Genomic DNA, 17,549 nt, shown 5'->3' with positions numbered 1-17,549 from the left:
GCGAGCAACGCACATCGGAGGTGACAGGTGACTGGTTGGTGGGGACCGCGGCGGGCCGCGCCGCGCGGCGCGGTGGCCGAGCGCGGCGTCCCGAGCACCGCAGGCGCGGGGACGGCGACCGGTCGCCGGGAACTGCTGGCCGGGACCGTGGGCGGCGTCGTCGAGTCGTTCGACTGGACGATCTACGCCGTGCTGGCGCCGTACTTCGCGTCCCGGATGTTCGCCGGCCACGACGAGGTGACCAAGGTGCTCGTCGCCTACGCCGGGTTCGCGATCAGCTTCGTGGTCCGGCCGGTGGGCAGCTACCTGCTCGGGCGGGTCGCCGACGCGCGGGGCAGGCGGTTCGCGCTGATGGTCAGCATGGGCACCATCTGCGCGGGAAGCCTGGTCATCGCCGCACTGCCCACGGCCGCGACCGCCGGGCTCGCCGCGCCCGCCCTGCTGCTGCTCGTGCGGGCGGTGCAGGGCGTCGCGATGGGCGGGGAGAACCCGAGCGTCGCCGCGTACGTCACCGAGACGGCGCCCGCGGGGCGGCGATTCCTGCACAGCGCCCTGTCGTACTGCGGCGTGATCATCGGCAACGTGCTGTGCTTCGCGGTCGTCGGGGCACTGCTGCTCGGGTTCGGCGAGCAGGGCGTGGTCGACGGCGGTTGGCGGATCGGGTTCGTCGTGGGCGCGGTGCTCGGGCTGCTGGCCTTCTGGGTGCGCGGCACGGCCGCCGAGAGCGGTGAGTTCCGGCGGGACGCGGCGCCGCGACCGCGGCTGCGCGGGCAGCTGCGCAACATGGTCGCGGTCTTCCTGATGACGACCGGGACGACCGTCGGCTACTACTTCGGCACCACCTACCTGCCGGAGTTCGCCGAACAGGCCGGGGTTTCGCACGCCGCGGCGAACAACCTCGGCATGGTCCCGAACCTGGTCCTGCTGATGGCGGCGATGGCGGTGGCCGGGGTGCTGGCAGACCGGTTCGGCGCGGTGCGCGTGTTCCGCATCGGCCTCGTGCTGCTCGCCCTGGTCACGGTTCCGGTGATGACCGCGCTGACCGCGGGCCGGTTGCCGGTGTGGGTGGCGACCGCGCTGTACCTGGTGCTCGGCGTCGCGCCGACGATCTCGCTGGCCAACGTGCTGTTCGCGGAGGTCTTCCCGGTGCGGGTCCGGGTGGTCGCGATGGGCGTGCCGTTCACCCTCGGCGTCGCCCTCTTCGGCGGGACCTTCCCGCTGGTGGCGCAGGGGCTGGGCGCGGCCGGGCTGCTCGACGCGGTGCCCTGGGCGGCCGCCGGGGCGGCGGCGCTGGGTCTGGTGGGAACCGCGGTGCTCTCGCCCGCCCGGCAGCCGGTGACCGCGGTGCCGAACGACGAGTGAGGAGTGGACGATGCTGGAGTCCCTGTTGGACGACGCGCGGGAGCTGCACCCGGACCTGGTGCGGATCCGGCGGGAACTGCACCGGGTTCCGGAGCTCGGCCTGGAGCTGCCGCGCACCCAGGAACGCGTTCTGTCCGAATTGGACGGTCTTGGGCTGGAGGTGTCGACGGGCCGGGAGATCAGCTCGGTCACCGCGGTGCTGCGCGGCACCGGGGACGGACCGACCGTGCTGCTGCGCGGCGACATGGACGCGCTACCGGTCGCCGAGGCGAGCGGACTGGACTTCGCCGCCGACAACGGGCGGATGCACGCCTGCGGGCACGACCTGCACACCACGATGCTGCTCGGCGCGGCGACGCTGCTCGCGGGCAGGCGGGACCGGCTGCCCGGGGACGTGGTCTTCATGTTCCAGCCCGGGGAGGAGGGCCACGACGGGGCGCGCCACATGATCGAGGAAGGACTCCTGGACGCCTCCGGGCGCAGGCCCGACGCCGCCTACGCGCTGCACGTGATGTCGTCCGGCATCCCGCGCGGGGTGTTCGCCGGGCGCGGTGGGCCGATGCTCGCGGCGTCCAACCGGCTGCACGTCACGGTGCGCGGGCGCGGCGGGCACGGTTCGATGCCGCACCGCGCGGTGGACCCGATCCCGGTGGCGTGCGAGATGGTCACCGCGTTGCAGGCGTTCGTGACGCGGCGGTTCGACGTCTTCGACCCGGTGGTGCTCACGGTCGGGATGATCCACGGCGGCACCCAGGAGAACGTCATCCCCGACGAGGTCACCTTCGCCGCCACCATTCGCTGCTTCTCGCGGGAGGCGCTGGCCGCCGTCGCCGACGGTTCGGTCCGGGTGTGCGAGGGGGTGGCCGCCGCGCACGGCGCTGAGGTCGACGCGACGTTCACCGAGCTGTACCCGGTCACGGTCAACGACGCCGCGGAGACCGGGCTGGTCGCCGACACGCTCCGTGACCTGCACGGTGAGGAGCGCTTCGTGACGGCGCCCAATCCGCTCACCGGATCGGAGGATTTCTCCCGAGTGTTGGACGAGGTGCCTGGCGCGATGATCGCGCTCGGCGCCTGCCCGGACGGCGTGGATGTGCAGAGTGCACCCAACAACCACTCGCCACGCGCTGTGTTCGACGACACCGTCCTCGCCGACGGCGCGGCGGCGTACGCGGCGCTCGCGGTGCGGCGGCAGCGCGGCTGACCCGCGCGAACCCGCTACCTGGCGGTTCCGGCCCCGGTCGGAACCGCCTTTCTTTTCGCTCGGGGCCGCGCGGACATTGCGGATGTGTGGCGATGATCTCGCGCACTTGACGTGACGCAGCGATCACGTTCCGTGTGTCGGGTGTGCCCGAATGTGCGGAGTGCACAGCGGCGGTGTGTCAAGTCTGGGCGAGCGGGCATAGCGCCGGAGTGGTCGCGCTCACGACACTCTGAGTGAGAAAAGCCCGCCCGATCCGGGCTTTCGCGTAACCGGCGCGTGCAGTCAAAGGAGCACAGCGAAGTGCAGGAGTTCGACCTTCTCGTGGTGGGCGGCGGACCGGGTGGTTACGTCGCCGCGATCCGGGCCGCGCAGCGCGGCCTGTCGGTCGGCGTGGTGGAAAAGGAACGACCCGGTGGGGTCTGCCTGAACTGGGGTTGCATCCCGACCAAGGCGATGCTGCGTTCGGCCGAGGTCTACGAGACGGTGCTGCACGCGGCCGATTTCGGCGTCACCGTGGAGGGCGTCGGCCTCGACTACGACACCGTCCGGCGCCGCAAGGACAGCGTCGTCAAGGGCCTCACCGACGGCGTCGCCGGACTGCTGAAGGCCAACGGCGTGAAGGTGATCAACGGCCACGCCCGCTTCACCGGCCCGACGACCGTGGACGTCTACGCCACCGGCGAGTCCCCGCTGGGCGCCGAGGGGCCGCGCTACGCCGCCGACCCGAGCGGTGACCAGCCGATCGAGCAGGTCAGCGCCCGCGACGTCATCATCGCCACCGGCTCCGTCCCGGTGCAGCTGCCGCTGCCCGGTGCCGACCTGCCCGGTGTCATCACCTCCGACGGGGCGTTCGGCCTCACCGAGGTGCCCGGCCGGATCGCGATCATCGGCGGCAGCGCGGTCGGCGCCGAGTGGGCCAGCCTGTTCGCCTCCCTGGGCAGCGAGGTCAGCATCATCGAGATGCAGAAGACCCTGGTGCCCGCCGAGGACGCCGAGATCGGCAAGCAGCTGGGCCGGCTGTTCGGCAAGCGCGGCATCAACGTGCTCACCGACGCCACGGTGTCCAAGATCGAGCAGTCCGGCAGCGCGCTGCGGGTCACCGTCGACGGAGCCAAGGCGCAGCAGATCGACGCCGACGTGGTGCTGGTCGGCGTCGGCCGCAAGCCCAACACCGCGCAGCTGGACCTGGACAAGGCCGGGGTCGCCACCGACCAGCGCGGGTTCGTCACCGTCGACGAGGCGCTGCGCACGAACGTCGAGCACGTCTACGCCATCGGTGACGTCACCGGCAAGGCGTTGCTGGCGCACGTCGCCTCGCACCAGGGCATCGTCGCCGCCGAGACCATCGCCGGGCACCACGCCTCCATCGACTACAACGTGATCCCGGCCGCCACCTTCACCCACCCGGAGATCGCCAGCGTGGGCCTCACCGAGGCGCAGGCCACCGAGGCCGGCCACGAGGTCGTCACCGCGAAGTTCCCGTTCGCCGCGCTGGGCCGGGCCCAGACCTACGGCGACACCGACGGTTTCCTCAAGATCGTCGCGGGCAAGAAGTACGGCGAGGTCCTCGGCGTGCACATCCTCGGCCCGTCGGCCAGCGACCTGATCACCGAGGGCGCGCTGGCGATCACCCTGGAAGCCACCCTCGACGAACTCGCCGAGACCATCCACGCCCACCCGACGCTCGGCGAGGTCGGCATGGAGGCGGCCATGGCCGCGCTCGGCCTGCCGATCCACGTCGCGCCGCCGAAGAAGCGCTGACTTTGTCGAAAGGGGATCTGTGATGGCGCAGACCGCCACCCGCAGCAAGCCGTCCACCCGCGGCGGCGGCAAGTCCCGCCGCAGCCCGGTACGCCGCTCCGGCGGCCGCTTCGACGGCGAGTCGCCGGAGCTGCTCCGCGACTACTTCCGGGAGATGACCCTGATCCGGCGCTTCGAGGAGCGCGCGGCCCAGGGCTACACCCAGGCCAAGATCGGCGGCTACTGCCACCTCAACCTGGGTGAGGAGGCCACCGTCGTCGGCCTGATGCGCGCCCTGCGCAAGACCGACCTGCTGTTCACCAACTACCGCGAGCACGGCTACGCCATCGCCAAGGGCATCGAGCCCGGCCGCGTCATGGCCGAGCTGTACGGCCGCACCACCGGCACCTCCAAGGGCTGGGGCGGCTCGATGCACATGTTCGACGTCGAGTCCGGGCTGCTCGGCGGCTACGGCATCGTCGGCGGCCAGGTCCCGCTGGCCACCGGTGCCGCGCTGGCCGTCGACTACCGCGGCGGCGACCAGGTCGTGATGTGCCAGATGGGCGACGGCACCACCAACATCGGTGCCTTCCACGAGTCGCTGAACATCGCCGCGCTGTGGAACCTGCCGGTGGTGTTCGTGGTGATCAACAACCAGCTCGGCATGGGGACCACTGTGGAGCGATCGTCGGCGGAGTCCGAGCTGTACAAGCGCGCGGTCGCCTACAAGATGCACGGCGAGCGGGTCGACGGCAACGACGTCCTCGCGGTCCGCGACGCGGCCACCCGGCTCGTGGAGGGCGCCCGCAACGGTGACGGCCCGGCGCTGCTGGAGTGCGTCAGCTTCCGGCTCAAGGGCCACTCGGTGGTCGACCCGGCCAAGTACCGCAGCGAGGAGTCGGTGCAGGAAGCGCGCGAGCACGACCCGGTCGCCGCGTTCCGCGCCCAGCTCATCGAAGCCGGTGTCCTCGACGAGGACGGCGCCGCCGACATCGAGGGCAAGGCGCAGGCCGACGCCGACGCGGCCGTCGCGTTCGCCGACGACAGCCCGCACCCCGACGTCTCGACGCTGTTCGACTACACCTACGCCACCCCGGTGGCCAACGACTCGCGACGCCTGCCCGCCGACCCGGTCTTCTGAGCCGACCGGCACCCGCGTCCGACACCCCGCCACACGGTCCGCGGGTTCCGCGCCGCGACAGCGGCCGGGACCTGCGGTCCCCCTGTTCTCGTGTCCAGGAGAAACACCCTTGGCCGTCATCACCTATCGCCAAGCGCTGCACGACACGCTTCGCGACGAAATGCTGCGCGATGAGGACGTCTTCCTCATCGGCGAGGAAATCGGGGTCTTCGAAGGCTCCTACAAGATCACCGCCGGGCTGCTCAAGGAGTTCGGCGAGAAGCGGGTCCGCGACACCCCGATCGCCGAGGAGGGCTTCGTCGGCGCCGCGATCGGCGCGGCCATGCTCGGCCTGCGGCCCGTCGTCGAGCTCATGACGATCAACTTCTCGCTGATCGCGCTCGACCAGATCGTCAACCACGCCGCCAAGATCTACGGCATGTTCGGCGGGCAGACGCCGGTGCCGATGGTCATGCGGACCCCGGGTGGCGGCGGTCAGCAGCTCGGCGCCACGCACTCGCAGAACATCGAGCTGTACTACGCGTTCGTGCCGGGTCTGAAGGTCGTCGCGCCGAGCACCCCGGCCGACGCCAAGGCGCTGCTGCAGGCGTCCATCCGGGACAACGACCCGGTGCTGTTCCTGGAGAACCTCGCGCTCTACAACACCAAGGGCGAGGTCCCGGACGAGACCGAGCCCGCCGAGATCGGCAAGGCCAAGGTCACCCGCGAGGGCAGCGACATCACCATCATCGGCTACTCCCGGATGGCGATGGTCGCCCAGCAGGTCGCCGAGAAGCTGCACTCCGACGAGGGCATCAACGCCGAGGTCATCGACCTGCGCAGCCTGCGCCCGCTGGACCGCGGCACGCTCATCGAGTCGGTCCGCAAGACCGGCTGCGCGGTCATCGCCGAGGACGACTGGCTCACCTACGGCATCGGTGCCGAGGTGGCCGCGTCGATCTCCGACGGCGCGTTCGACTACCTCGACGCGCCGGTGCGCCGCGTCGCCGCGGCCGAGGTCCCGCTGCCCTACGCCAAGCCGTTGGAGCGGGCCGCACTGCCGTCCGCGGAGTCGCTGACCACCGCCGTCCACCAGACACTGGACGCCGTCGGTCGCCGTCGCTGAGAAGAGATTTCGAGAGTTTCGGGATTGCTTTGCGCAGCGGTGCGGGCTGCTCGGGTGGGAGCAAGGGGCTCACGCCGCTTGCCTGACGGGACGGTGCAGCCGGGCGCGTGGTGCTGTCCCCTCGATGGACTTGGTGAGGAAGACCATGACTGAGATTCAGATGCCGAGGCTCTCCGACACGATGGAGGAGGGCGTCATCGCCACCTGGCGCAAGCAGGTCGGCGACCAGATCAACCGCGGTGACGTGGTGGCCGAGATCGAGACCGACAAGGCCATCATGGAGCTGGAGGCCTACGACGACGGGGTGCTGGAGAAGGTCCTCGTCGGCGAGGGCGAGACCGCGCCGATCGGCACGCCCATCGCGGTCCTCGGGGACGGCTCCGGCAAGGCCGCCGAGGCCGCGTCCGCGTCGGCCCCGGCCGCCGAGAAGCCCGCCGAACCGGCCGAGCAGGCGACCCCGGCGGCACCGGCTCCGGCCGAGCCCACCCCGGCCGCCAATGGCGAGCGCGGTGCGAAGCCGAAGGCGTCGCCGCTGGCCAAGGCGGTGGCGCGGGAGCTGGGCGTGGACCTGGCGTCGGTGCAGGGCACCGGGCCCGGTGGGCGGATCATCCGCGCCGACATCGAGGCCGCGGCGAACTCCGGTGCGGCGGCCCCGGCCGCTCCCACCGCGCAGGAGCCGACCGCGCAGCCGGCCGCGCCCGCGGTGTCGGAGGACGTCGAGGAGATCCCGCTCAACAACATCCGGAAGGTGACCGCCAAGCGCCTGACGGAGAGCAAGCAGCAGGCGCCGCACTTCTACCTGACCAGCGCCATCGACGTCACCGACCTGATGGCGTTCCGGGCGAACCTCAACGAGCGGTTGCAGGCCGCCGGCGGTCCGAAGGTCAGCGTCAACGACCTGATCGTGAAGGCGGTGGCCACCGCGCTGCGGGCCAACCCGTCGGTGAACGTCTCGTTCGCCGGGGACAAGATGTTGCAGCACAAGCGCATCAACCTCGGCGTCGCGGTGGCGATCGACAGCGGCCTGGTGGTGCCGGTGATCAAGGACGCCGACCGCAAGAGCGTCTCGGAGATCGCCGCGGAGAGCCGGGAGCTGGCCGGGCGGGCCCGCGAGGGCAAGCTGAAGCTGGACGAGATGTCCGGCGGCACGTTCTCCATCTCCAACCTGGGCATGTTCGGCATCGAGCAGTTCAGCGCGGTGATCAACCCGCCGGAGGCGGGCATCCTGGCCGTCGGCGCGGCCCGCGACGAGGTGCAGGTGCGCGACGGCGAGTTCGTGGCCCGCAAGATCCTGCGGGTGACGCTGTCGGCCGACCACCGGGCCGTGGACGGCGCGGTCGGCGCGGCCTTCCTGCAGCAGCTGACCGGCCTGCTGGAGGACCCGATCCGGATCATCGCCTGATCCGTCCTGGTCCGAGCCCCTCCCGCGACGATCCCGTCTCGCGGGAGGGGCTTCGTCATTGCCGTGCATCCTGGTGGGCGCACGAGTTCCGGCCGGTGGGCGACCGCGGCCGTCGACCGGGGTCGCCGCCGTCGTCGGAGTCCCGAGCGCGCGCATCCCCTCCGGGATTCCGCCGTCCACACAGGACACCCGGAATCCCGGTGCGCCGAAGTCGTCCCCGGTGGAGTACCGGGTGTGCGGCCCGGGCGGACGTTCGATGTGCGGTTGCGAACACATCGCAGCGCCGGGGATCCACCGCGGCCCGCGGTGCGTCGCAGGGGTGCCGGTTCGTCCGGCGGTGGTGCCCGGTGGCTGGTCGTCTGGGGGTCGATCAGCCACCGGGGCAACCGGTTTCAGAGCCTGGTCCAGGCTTCGGTGAGGACGCTGCGCAGGATCTGCTCGACCTCGTCGAAGTGCTCCTGGGTGCAGATCAGCGGCGGGGCCAGCTGGATGACCGGCTCCGCGCGGTCGTCGGCGCGGCAGTACAGGCCCGCCTCGAACAGGGCGTCCGAGACGAACCCGCGCAGCACGCGTTCGGCGTCCTCGGGGGTGAACGACGCCTTGGTCGCCTTGTCCTTGACCAGCTCGATGCCGTAGAAGTAGCCGGCGCCGCGGACGTCTCCGACGATCGGCAGGTCCAGCAGCTTCTCCAGGGTGGACTTGAAGTTGGCCTCGTTGGCCCGCACCCGGCCGTAGAGGTCCTCGCGCTCCACCAGGTCGAGGTTGGCGAGCGCGACCGCGCAGGACACCGGGTGGCCGCCGTAGGTCGAACCGTGCGTGAAACTGCTGCCGTCCTCCAGGAACGGCGCCATCAGCCGCTCGTCGGCGATCATCGCGCCCAGCGGGGCGTAGCCGGAGGTGAGGCCCTTGGCGACGGTGATGATGTCCGGCTGGTAGCCGTACCGGTTGGCGCCGAAGTCGTAGCCGAGCCGGCCGAACGCGCAGATCACCTCGTCGGAGACGAGCAGCACGTCGTAGGCGTCGCAGATCTCCCGGACCCGCTGCCAGTAGCCGGGCGGGGGCGGGAAGCACCCGCCGGTGTTCTGCAGCGGTTCCAGAAACACCGCGGCCACGGTGTCCGGTCCCTCGCGCTCGATCGCGCGGGCGATCTCGTCGGCGGCCCACCGGCCGAACGCCTCGTAGTCGTCGGCGTGTTCGGGGGCGCGGTAGAAGTTGGTGTTGGGCACCTTGATCGCGCTGGGCACCAGTGGTTCGAAATCCTGCTTGGCGCCGGGGATGCCGGTGATCGACAGCGCTCCCTGGGACGTGCCGTGGTAGGCCAGCGAGCGGCTGACGACCTTGTGCTTGGTGGGCCTGCCGGTCTTCTTGAAGTACTGCTTGGCCAGCTTCCAGGCGGTTTCCACGGCCTCGCCGCCGCCTCCGGTGAAGAACACCCGGTTCAGCTCGCCGGGAGCCTGGTCGGCGATCCGCTCGGCGAGTTCGACGGCGGTGGGGTGGGCGTGCGACCACAGCGGGAAGTACGCCAGCTGCCGGGTCTGCTCGGCCGCGGCGCGGGCCAGCTCCTCGCGCCCGTGTCCGACCTGGACGGCGAACAGTCCGGCCAGGCCGTCGAAGTAGCGCTTGCCGTGCTCGTCGTAGACGTAGGGGCCCTCGCCGCGCACGATCACCGGGATCTCGGTGTCGGTGTAGCCGCCGTGCTGGGCGAAGTGCAGCCACAGGTGGTCGCGCGCCCGGTCGCCGAGGGTGCGGCGCCCGGCGGGCCGTTCCGTCGCGGTCATATCAACCTCACGTGGGTCGTAGGTACGGAAACGATTGTAGAGATGCCTATAAACAACGGAAAGCGTTGTGACTGATCTCTTCAGGTGTCGATATCGTCGGTCATGACCCAGTGGGTGCTCCCGCGCGTGCGCAGGTGCAGCGCGTAGTACGCCCCGGCCAGCACCACGACCCCGGCCGTGACCAGCAGATCCGAGGTGTCCTGGTTGACCAGCGCGAGGACGATGGCCGCGACGGTGACCGCCGCGGGGACCGGCCACAGCGGCATCCGCCAGCCGCCGCGCCCGGACAGCCGCCGGACGCGCAGCGCGGCGACGGCGAGCAGCAGGTACGTCACCGCCACGATCACGCCGGTGACGTCGAGCAGCGCCTCGATGTCGACCAGCCCGGCCAGCAGCGCGCCGGGCAGTCCGACGGCCAGCGTCGCCACCCACGGCGACTTCCAGCGCGAGTGCAGCCGGGACAGCGCCCGGTTCACCGGAGCGGGCCAGGCGCGGTCGCGCGCCGAGGCGTACAGCACGCGCGCGTTCTGCAACACCATGACGATGACGGCGTTGAGGATCGCGGCGGCCACCGACAGGCTCACGAACGTCGACAGCACCGGACCGCCCCAGGAGGCCACGATCGCCGGGAAGTCGGCGTTGGCCAGGTCGGTCAGCGACGGCGCGCCGAGCGCGACGGCCGCCGTGGGCACGACGATGATCACGGCGGACGCCAGCAGCGAGTAGATCACCGTGCGCGCCACGCTGCGCTCCGGCCGGTGCAGTTCCTCGGACAGGTAGACGGCGCTGCCGAAGCCCTGGAAGGTGAAGATGCCCACGGCCAGCCCGGTCAGCAGCACCGAGAGCGTGAACGGCGTGCCGTGCCCGGCGGTGTCGACGATCTGCGGCGCGACGAGCGCGCCCGGCGAGCGGTGCACGTGCGCGAAGCCGAACACCGCCACCAGCGCGGCGGCCAGGATCTCGATGCCCAGGAAGGTGCCGGTCACCAGCGCGTTCGACCGCACGTCGAGCACCGCGGTGACGGTCGCCAGCAGCATCACCACCGCGCCGGTGGCCGGGGTGTTCAGGTGCACGGCGGCACCGAGGTAGTCGGCGGTGCCGAGCGCGATCACCGGTGGCACGACGACGATCACCATCAGGCTCATCACGAAGGTGATCCACCCGGCGCCGCGGCCGAGCACCCGGGCGACGATCGAGTACTCGCCGCCCGCGATCGGGAACCGCGTCCCGAGTTCGCTGTAGCAGCAGGCGACGCCGAGCGACACCAGCGCGCCCAGCACCAGCGTCAGCACGACGCCGGTCCCCTGGCTGCGCACCAGCGGGGGAACGACGATGAACAGGGACGATGCGGGGGTGATGCAGGAGAGGGTGAGCAGCACTCCGCCGAACACCGTCAGCACCCGGGGCAGGCGTTGCGGACCGGATCTCTCCCCGGTGGCGGACGTGACGGCCTCGTTGGTCTGGGACATGACAGCCTCGCTGGGAGCAGGGGGCAGGGACTGGCCGCGGCGCGTGGCGTCCCATTGAAAGCAGCGCCCCGATGGCCGTCAAGACGTCAATCAACGGAATATGCGCTCAACCCGCCCTCTTGCTATCGAATCCGTTGCACGCGACCATGTCGCACAACCGAGTCGGTTGTTCTGCAACAGGAAGAGGTGTCGCGTGACGGATCGACGCGTGTACGACAACTTCATCGACGGTCGCCGGGTGCCCGCCGCGGACGGCCGGACGCTCGACGTGGTCGACCCCTGCACCGGCGAGGTGTACGCCGCCCAGGCGCACTCCGGTCAGGCCGATGTGGACAGTGCGATGTCCGCCGCGGACAAGGCTTTCCGCGAGTGGCGGCGCACCACGCCGGCGCAGCGGCAGCTCGCGCTGAACCGCATCGCCGATGCGATCGAGCAGCGCGCCGACGAAGTGGTGCGCGTCGAGTGCGAGAACACCGGCAAGCCGGTGGCGCTCACGCACGCCGAGGAGATGACCATGGTCCTGGACCACCTGCGCTTCTTCGCCGGCGCGGCGCGGGTGCTGGAGGGCCGGTCGGCCGGGGAGTACATGGCCGGGCACACCTCGTTCGTCCGCCGCGAGCCGGTCGGCGTGTGCGCGCAGGTCACGCCGTGGAACTACCCGTTGCTGATGGCGATCTGGAAGATCGCGCCCGCCCTGGCGGCGGGCAACACCGTGGTCCTCAAACCGTCCGAGACGACTCCGGTGAGCACCCTGCTGCTGGCCGAGATCGCCGCCGAGCACCTGCCGCCGGGCGTGCTCAACGTCGTCACCGGCGACCGGGACACCGGCCGCCTGCTGGTCGAGCACCCGACCCCGGCGATGACCTCGATCACCGGTTCGGTCCGCGCTGGCCGCGAGGTCGCCGGTTCGGCGTCCCACGACCTCAAGCGCGTCCACCTCGAACTCGGCGGCAAGGCGCCGGTCATCGTCTTCGACGACGCCGACGTGGCGAGCGCGGCCGAGGGCATCGCGGCGGCGGGTTACTTCAACGCCGGGCAGGACTGCACCGCGGCCACCCGGGTCCTGGTCCAGGAGGGCGTGCACGACGAGTTCGTCGCCGCGCTCGCCGAGCAGGCCCGCGCCACGCGCACCGGCCCGCCGAGCGACACCGAGGCGGCCTACGGTCCGCTCAACAGCGCGGCGCAGCTGGCGAAGGTGTCCGGGTTCGTCGACCGGCTGCCCGACCACGCGACCGTCCACTGTGGTGGGTCACGCGCCGGGGAACGCGGCTTCTTCTACCAGCCCACGGTGATCTCCGGGCTGCGCCAGGACGACGAGATCGTGCAGAACGAGGTCTTCGGCCCGGTGATCACGGTGCAGCGCTTCACCGACGAGGCCGACGCCCACGCCAAGGCCAACGACGTCAGCTACGGCCTGGCGTCCTCGGTGTGGACCAACGACCACGGCCGGGCGCTGCGCGCCAGCACCGAGCTGGACTTCGGCACGGTGTGGATCAACACCCACATCCCGCTCGTCGCCGAGATGCCGCACGGCGGCTTCAAGCACTCCGGCTACGGCAAGGACCTGTCGATGTACGGCTTGGAGGACTACACCCGCATCAAGCACGTGATGTCCGCACTGGGTTGAGCTGAGAACCTGTCCTGGGCTCGTTGTGCGCGGCGGTGCGGGTTGCGAGACCACTCACCGGAAGAGAAAGCGGCTGGCGTCGCTTGCAGTGATTCTCGGGCCGCGAGTCGTCGTGCGGGGCGGGGCTGGTGTGGACCAGTCCCGCCCCGCGGCGCCCCCTGCTCGTGCCCTGATCACCTGCGGTACCGCCCTGACCGGGGCATCGTTTACGCGGAGCTCGCGTGTGGTATCCGCGTCGGCGGAGGCGGTCGCTGGGGGGATCATGGGCTTGTCGATGGCGCGAAGCCGGGCTGGCGAGCAGGTGCGCGCGGACGCGCCCGTCGATCCGGAACTCCCCGTCATCAGGTCGTACCGACCGTGGCGGGGACTGCGACTGCACAGCCTGGCCCGGCTGTGCACCTACCGCTGCGCCCGGTGCGACCTGGTGCGCGACTCGACGGTGGCCGCCACGGTCGACGACGACCCCACCGCGATCGTGTGCCCCTGGTGCTTCGGAGCGGCGGCCGAGCACCCCGGAGCCCCCGCCGAGGTCCCCGAGCAGGGCGGACCCCGGGAACCTCAGCGCGTGCCCCAGGCGTAGGTCTGCTTGCGCAGCTTGAGGTAGACGAACGTCTCCGTGCCGGTCACCGCCTCCAGGCTGCGGATGCGGCGGTTGATCACTTCCAGCAGCTGGTCGTCGTCGCGGCAGACGACCTCGACGAGCAGGTCGAACGAGCCCGCGGTGATCACCACGTACTCGATCTCGGGCAGTCCGGCCAGCTCGTCGGCCACCCGCTGCGCGTCGCCGGACACCGTGACGCCGATCATCGCCTGCCGCAGGAAGCCCAGCTGGAGCGGATCGGTGACCGCCACGATCTGCACCAGTCCGGAGTCGAGCAGCCGCTGGACGCGCTGGCGCACCGCCGCCTCGGACAGGCCGACGGCCTTGCCGATCGCCGCGTACGAGCGGCGCCCGTCCTGTTGCAGTTGCTCGATGATGTGCTTGGACACCTCGTCGAGCACGACCGGGGGTTTTCCGGTGCTCTCCGAAGTGTCCTGGGCAGCGGGCTTACGTGTCACAGCGCCGTATCGTCGTCGGTGATCGTTCCCGGTGCAAGCTCGCCCGCGGGAACGGCTCAGCGCAGCGCGTCGACGAGCTTCGGCGTGAGCCGGTCCAGGGCGAACGGGATGCTGGACGCGGTGGCCGAACCGAGCGCCATGGTCAGGTCGTAGTCGTCGAGCAGCACCAGCGCGCCGCGCTTGGCGGCACCCAGGTTGTTCAGCAGCGGGTCGCCGCGCACCGCCGAGACGTCGGTCGGCTTGGCGGTGGTGACCACGACGACGTCGGCGTCCAGCAGCGAGACCCGCTCCTTGCTGATCTTGACGTTGAACTTGCCGCCGCTGTCGAGGTTCTCGATGGCGGGGGAGAGCTTCAGGCCGAGCTGTTCCAGCAGCGCGGTGCGCGCGTCCTGCTTGGTGTAGGCGGCGTAGGTGCCCGCCGAGTCGGTGCGCACCACCACGTGCGTCTTGCCCTCGAACAGCGGGTTGTCCCGGCGGGTCTGGTCGATGCGGGCCTGGGTGGCGTTGATCAGCTGCTCGGCTTCGGCCTGCTTGCCCAGCGCGCGGCCGATCGTCTCGGCCTGCACCCGCCAGTCCACCCCGTAGTCGATGGCGTTCGGCGGCTGCGCGACCACAGGGTTGAAGCTGCTCAGCCGCTTGTACTGGTCCTGGGTGAGCGCGCTCTGCAGGGCCACCATCACGTCGGGGGCCAACGAGATGACGCCCTCGACGTCGACGTCGCTGCCGAAGATCTTGGGGTGCTGCCCGCGCAGCATCGGCTCCACCCACGGTCCGACGCCCGAGGCCCACGGGCTCCACTGGGTCAGCCCGGCCGGGACGACGCCCAGCGGCAGCAGCACGTCGTGGTCGGTGATGCCCAGCGAGACCACCCGCTGCGGCGGGTTGCCGATCTCGGCGGTGCCGTACCGGTTGGGGATGCGCACCGGGAATCCCGGGGCGGACGGACCGCCGCCGGAGGTGCCGCCGCCACCGGTCCCGCACGCGGCCAGCCCCGCCGCGGCGAGCACCCCGGTCGCGCCGACCAGGAAGCCGCGTCGGTTCAGCCTGGAGGAATCGTGCCGCACGGGAGTAGGAGTCATCACCGCATCCTTCGTCGTACCGGACTTCTCGCGCAAGCAAGGCTAACCTAACTTCTCGCGCGGGTTGCCGGATCGGTCCGGTCCAGTGAGTGGGATCACCGCAGCTGATCTGTGGGTTATCGTGGAAGACGAGGTGTCCGGCAGCGCGCCGAGTCCCTGCCGGACGAGCCGACCGACGGCGGGGAGACCCGCGAGGGAGGCGCAGATGGGCGACGACGACGTGTTCGGCCGCACCTGGACGGTCACCGAGGACGCGCTGCTGCGGATGCTCTGGCGGTGCTACGGCGGTGAGAACCCGGACGTGATCCTGCTGGAACTGCACGCCAACCACCGCGAGGACCGCAGGCCACCGCGCCCGGCGGCCGGACGCGGGCCGCGTTCGGCCCGCCGCGACCGGCACCGCGCGGTGCGCTGAATCCCGGCCCCGGCGGCGCCGTCGGCGGATACGGTGTCGATGATCCACCACCGCCGACCCGGAGTTCGCCCCGAAGATGAGTTCCTTCGCCGCCGGAGCCCGCGCCCTCGCCAGCGGATTCGGCTTCCTCGCGCGCTCGCCGCGGCTGCTGTTCCTCGGCGCCCTGCCCGCGCTGATCAGTGCGTTGCTGCTGTTCGCCTGCCTGGGCACGCTGACGTACTTCAGCGGTGACCTGGCGAGTTGGATGACGCCGTTCGCCGACGGGTGGGCGGATTTCGCGCGCCGTGCGCTGCGCGTGCTGCTCGCGGTGGCGCTCGTCGGCGCCGCGGCCCTGCTGGCATCGGTGTCGTTCATCGCCGTGACGCTGCTGGTCGGCGGGCCGTTCTACGAGCACATCGCGGAGGTCGTCGAGCAGCGCAGCGGACTGGACACCTCCGACGACGGGGCGGGCTGGGTGCGCTCGACGGCCCGCGGTGTCGGGGACGCGGTGAAGACGGTCCTGGTGGCCGCGGTCGGCGCCGTCGTGCTGTTCGCCGTCGGCTTCGTGCCGGTCGTCGGTCAGGTGCTCGCGCCCGTGCTCGCGGCGCTGTTCGGGGCGTGGATGGTGGCCTTGGAGATGGTGGGCCTGGTGTTCGGCCGGCGCGGGTTCACGCTGCGCGACCGCCACCGGGCGCTGCGCCGCCACCGCGCCGCCACCTTCGGCTTCGGCCTGCCGGTTTACCTGCTGTGCCTGGTCCCGGTCGCGCAGCTGGTGGTGATCCCGTCCGCGGTGGTCGGCGGCACGCTGCTGGCGCACCGGATGCTCGACGCGGCACCGCGCGCGGCGGCCTAGAGTCGGGACGTGACGCACTCCCAGCCCGTGCCGCCGGACGACTCGTACCTGCGCGCGGTGGCCGAGGCCACCGCCAGGGCGGCGGCAGCGGCCGAACCGATCCGGTCGCCGTTCGACGGCGCCGACGAGGCGCTGCGCGCCGAGGTCGAACGCCGGGTGGCCGAGCACGACGCCGAACTCGTGGCGCTGAGCCGGGAGCTGCACGCCGATCCCGAGGAGGCGTTCGCCGAGCGGCGCTCCGCGGCGCGGGCCGTCGAGCTGCTGCGGCGGCACGGCCACGAAGTCGAGCTCGGCGTCGGCGGGCTGGACACCGCGTTCCGCGCCACCGCCGGGACCGCCGGACCGCACGTCGCGGTGCTGGCCGAGTACGACGCGCTGCCCGGGATCGGGCACGGCTGCGGGCACAACATCATCTGCGCGGCGGGTCTCGGCGGCTTCCTCGGCGCGACCCGGGCGCTGCCGACGACCGGCGGCCGGGTGAGCGTCGTCGGCACCCCGGCCGAAGAAGGCGGTGGTGGCAAGGAATTCCTCGCCCGCGCGGGCGTTTTCGACGACGTCGACGCCGTCGTCATGCTGCACCCGTTCTCCCACGACATCGCGGCGCACCCGTTCCTCGGGCGGCGGCAGGTCGAGATCACCTTCCACGGCATCGCCGCGCACGCGGCGGCGCAGCCGTTCATGGGGCGCAACGCGCTCGACGCGGTCGTCGCGGCCTACCAGGGGATTTCGGCGCTGCGCCAGCACATCCCGGCGACGGACCGGGTGCACGGCATCATCACCGACGGCGGGCAGCGGCCCAACGTCGTCCCGGAGCGGGCAGCCGCGCTGTTCTACGTCCGGGCCTCGGAACCGGGCTCGCTGCGCGACCTCGCGCGGCGCATCGAGGCGATCGCGCGCGGCGCGGCGGAGCTGACCGGCTGCGGCGTCGAGGTGACCTGGGACCGCGCACCCGCCTACCTGCCCATCCGGCACAACGACGCGCTGGCCGCCCGCTGGGCCGGGCACCAGGCGCGGCGCGGTCGCACCGTCCTGCCGCGCGGCGTTGTCCCGGACTACCTGACCGGCTCCACGGACCTGGGGAACCTGAGCTACCGGATGCCCGCGATCCACCCGATGATCGCGCTCGACGGCGACGGACTCGCGCTGCACACCGCCGAGTTCGCCGCCGCGGCGGGCGCGGCCACCGGCGACCGCGCCGTCCGCGACGGCGCCGCGGGGCTCGCACTGACCACAGTGGACTACCTCGCCGACCCCGCGCTGCGCCGGGCCGTGCACGACGAGTTCGCCGCGGCGGGCGGACGGCTCGACGTCGCAGGCTACTTCACCGGCTGACCGC

The 17,549-nt window shown here is 71.6% G+C and carries 15 protein-coding genes; 11 read left to right on the top strand and 4 right to left on the bottom strand.

What is annotated here, in order from left to right; translation table 11 throughout:
- The first annotated feature begins 27 nt into the window (after positions 1-27).
- The 6 genes from NV263_RS23310 (at position 28) to NV263_RS23285 (ending at position 7,954) form a co-directional block, all read left to right on the top strand.
- Complete coding sequence (locus NV263_RS23310; RefSeq protein WP_263248749.1) at positions 28-1,362, top strand: MFS transporter; 1,335 nt, start codon at positions 28-30, stop codon at positions 1,360-1,362.
- A 10-nt stretch (positions 1,363-1,372) separates the two neighbouring features.
- The gene (locus NV263_RS23305) at positions 1,373-2,566 is read left to right on the top strand and encodes a M20 metallopeptidase family protein (RefSeq protein WP_263248748.1); all 1,194 of its coding nucleotides are present in this window, start codon (positions 1,373-1,375) and stop codon (positions 2,564-2,566) included.
- 300 nt (positions 2,567-2,866) lie between these two features.
- Positions 2,867-4,327, top strand: a complete 1,461-nt coding sequence (lpdA, locus tag NV263_RS23300; protein WP_263248747.1) for a dihydrolipoyl dehydrogenase — start codon at positions 2,867-2,869, stop codon at positions 4,325-4,327.
- Positions 4,328-4,349: 22 nt separating this feature from the next.
- A complete protein-coding gene (gene pdhA / locus NV263_RS23295; RefSeq protein WP_263248746.1) occupies positions 4,350-5,447 on the top strand; it encodes a pyruvate dehydrogenase (acetyl-transferring) E1 component subunit alpha in 1,098 nt (365 codons plus the stop codon).
- Between the two features lie 109 nt (positions 5,448-5,556).
- On the top strand, positions 5,557-6,552 hold the full coding sequence (locus NV263_RS23290) for an alpha-ketoacid dehydrogenase subunit beta (RefSeq protein WP_263248745.1): 996 nt from the start codon (positions 5,557-5,559) through the stop codon (positions 6,550-6,552).
- A 145-nt stretch (positions 6,553-6,697) separates the two neighbouring features.
- Entirely contained in the window at positions 6,698-7,954 is a 1,257-nt protein-coding gene (locus NV263_RS23285) for a pyruvate dehydrogenase complex dihydrolipoamide acetyltransferase (RefSeq protein ID WP_263248744.1), read from the top strand.
- A 392-nt stretch (positions 7,955-8,346) separates the two neighbouring features.
- Here the strand turns inward: NV263_RS23285 and NV263_RS23280 are convergent, their stop codons facing one another.
- Positions 8,347-9,732 (bottom strand): aspartate aminotransferase family protein, encoded by a 1,386-nt coding sequence (locus NV263_RS23280; RefSeq protein ID WP_263248743.1) that lies wholly within the window; start codon positions 9,730-9,732, stop codon positions 8,347-8,349.
- An 80-nt stretch (positions 9,733-9,812) separates the two neighbouring features.
- Entirely contained in the window at positions 9,813-11,201 is a 1,389-nt protein-coding gene (locus NV263_RS23275) for an APC family permease (RefSeq protein ID WP_263248742.1), read from the bottom strand.
- 208 nt (positions 11,202-11,409) lie between these two features.
- On the opposite strand from NV263_RS23275, the gene NV263_RS23270 reads away from it, so the two are divergent.
- Entirely contained in the window at positions 11,410-12,828 is a 1,419-nt protein-coding gene (locus NV263_RS23270; protein ID WP_380760100.1) for a gamma-aminobutyraldehyde dehydrogenase, read from the top strand.
- 274 nt (positions 12,829-13,102) lie between these two features.
- Complete coding sequence (locus NV263_RS23265; protein WP_263248740.1) at positions 13,103-13,408, top strand: hypothetical protein; 306 nt, start codon at positions 13,103-13,105, stop codon at positions 13,406-13,408.
- Here the strand turns inward: NV263_RS23265 and NV263_RS23260 are convergent.
- The gene (locus tag NV263_RS23260; RefSeq protein WP_263248739.1) at positions 13,387-13,887 is read right to left on the bottom strand and encodes an Lrp/AsnC family transcriptional regulator; all 501 of its coding nucleotides are present in this window, start codon (positions 13,885-13,887) and stop codon (positions 13,387-13,389) included. The genes NV263_RS23265 and NV263_RS23260 overlap by 22 nt on opposite strands.
- A gap of 56 nt (positions 13,888-13,943) precedes the next feature.
- Positions 13,944-14,966, bottom strand: coding sequence for an iron-siderophore ABC transporter substrate-binding protein (locus NV263_RS23255; protein WP_263248738.1), 1,023 nt, complete (start codon positions 14,964-14,966; stop codon positions 13,944-13,946).
- 205 nt (positions 14,967-15,171) lie between these two features.
- On the opposite strand from NV263_RS23255, the gene NV263_RS23250 reads away from it, so the two are divergent.
- The 3 genes from NV263_RS23250 to NV263_RS23240 all read left to right on the top strand — a co-directional run bounded on the left by NV263_RS23250 (position 15,172) and on the right by NV263_RS23240 (position 17,545).
- Positions 15,172-15,381: a hypothetical protein gene (locus NV263_RS23250; protein ID WP_263248737.1), complete on the top strand. Its 210-nt coding sequence runs from the start codon at positions 15,172-15,174 to the stop codon at positions 15,379-15,381.
- Between the two features lie 76 nt (positions 15,382-15,457).
- A complete protein-coding gene (locus NV263_RS23245) occupies positions 15,458-16,213 on the top strand; it encodes an EI24 domain-containing protein (RefSeq protein WP_263248736.1) in 756 nt (251 codons plus the stop codon).
- A gap of 9 nt (positions 16,214-16,222) precedes the next feature.
- Entirely contained in the window at positions 16,223-17,545 is a 1,323-nt protein-coding gene (locus NV263_RS23240; protein WP_263248735.1) for a M20 family metallopeptidase, read from the top strand.
- The last annotated feature ends 4 nt before the right edge of the window (positions 17,546-17,549 follow it).

Source organism: Saccharopolyspora rosea (assembly GCF_025643595.1).
GTDB lineage: Bacteria > Actinomycetota > Actinomycetes > Mycobacteriales > Pseudonocardiaceae > Saccharopolyspora > Saccharopolyspora rosea.
Note: the sequence above shows the minus strand (reverse complement) of the source record. Positions and strands in the feature narration are given on the sequence as shown.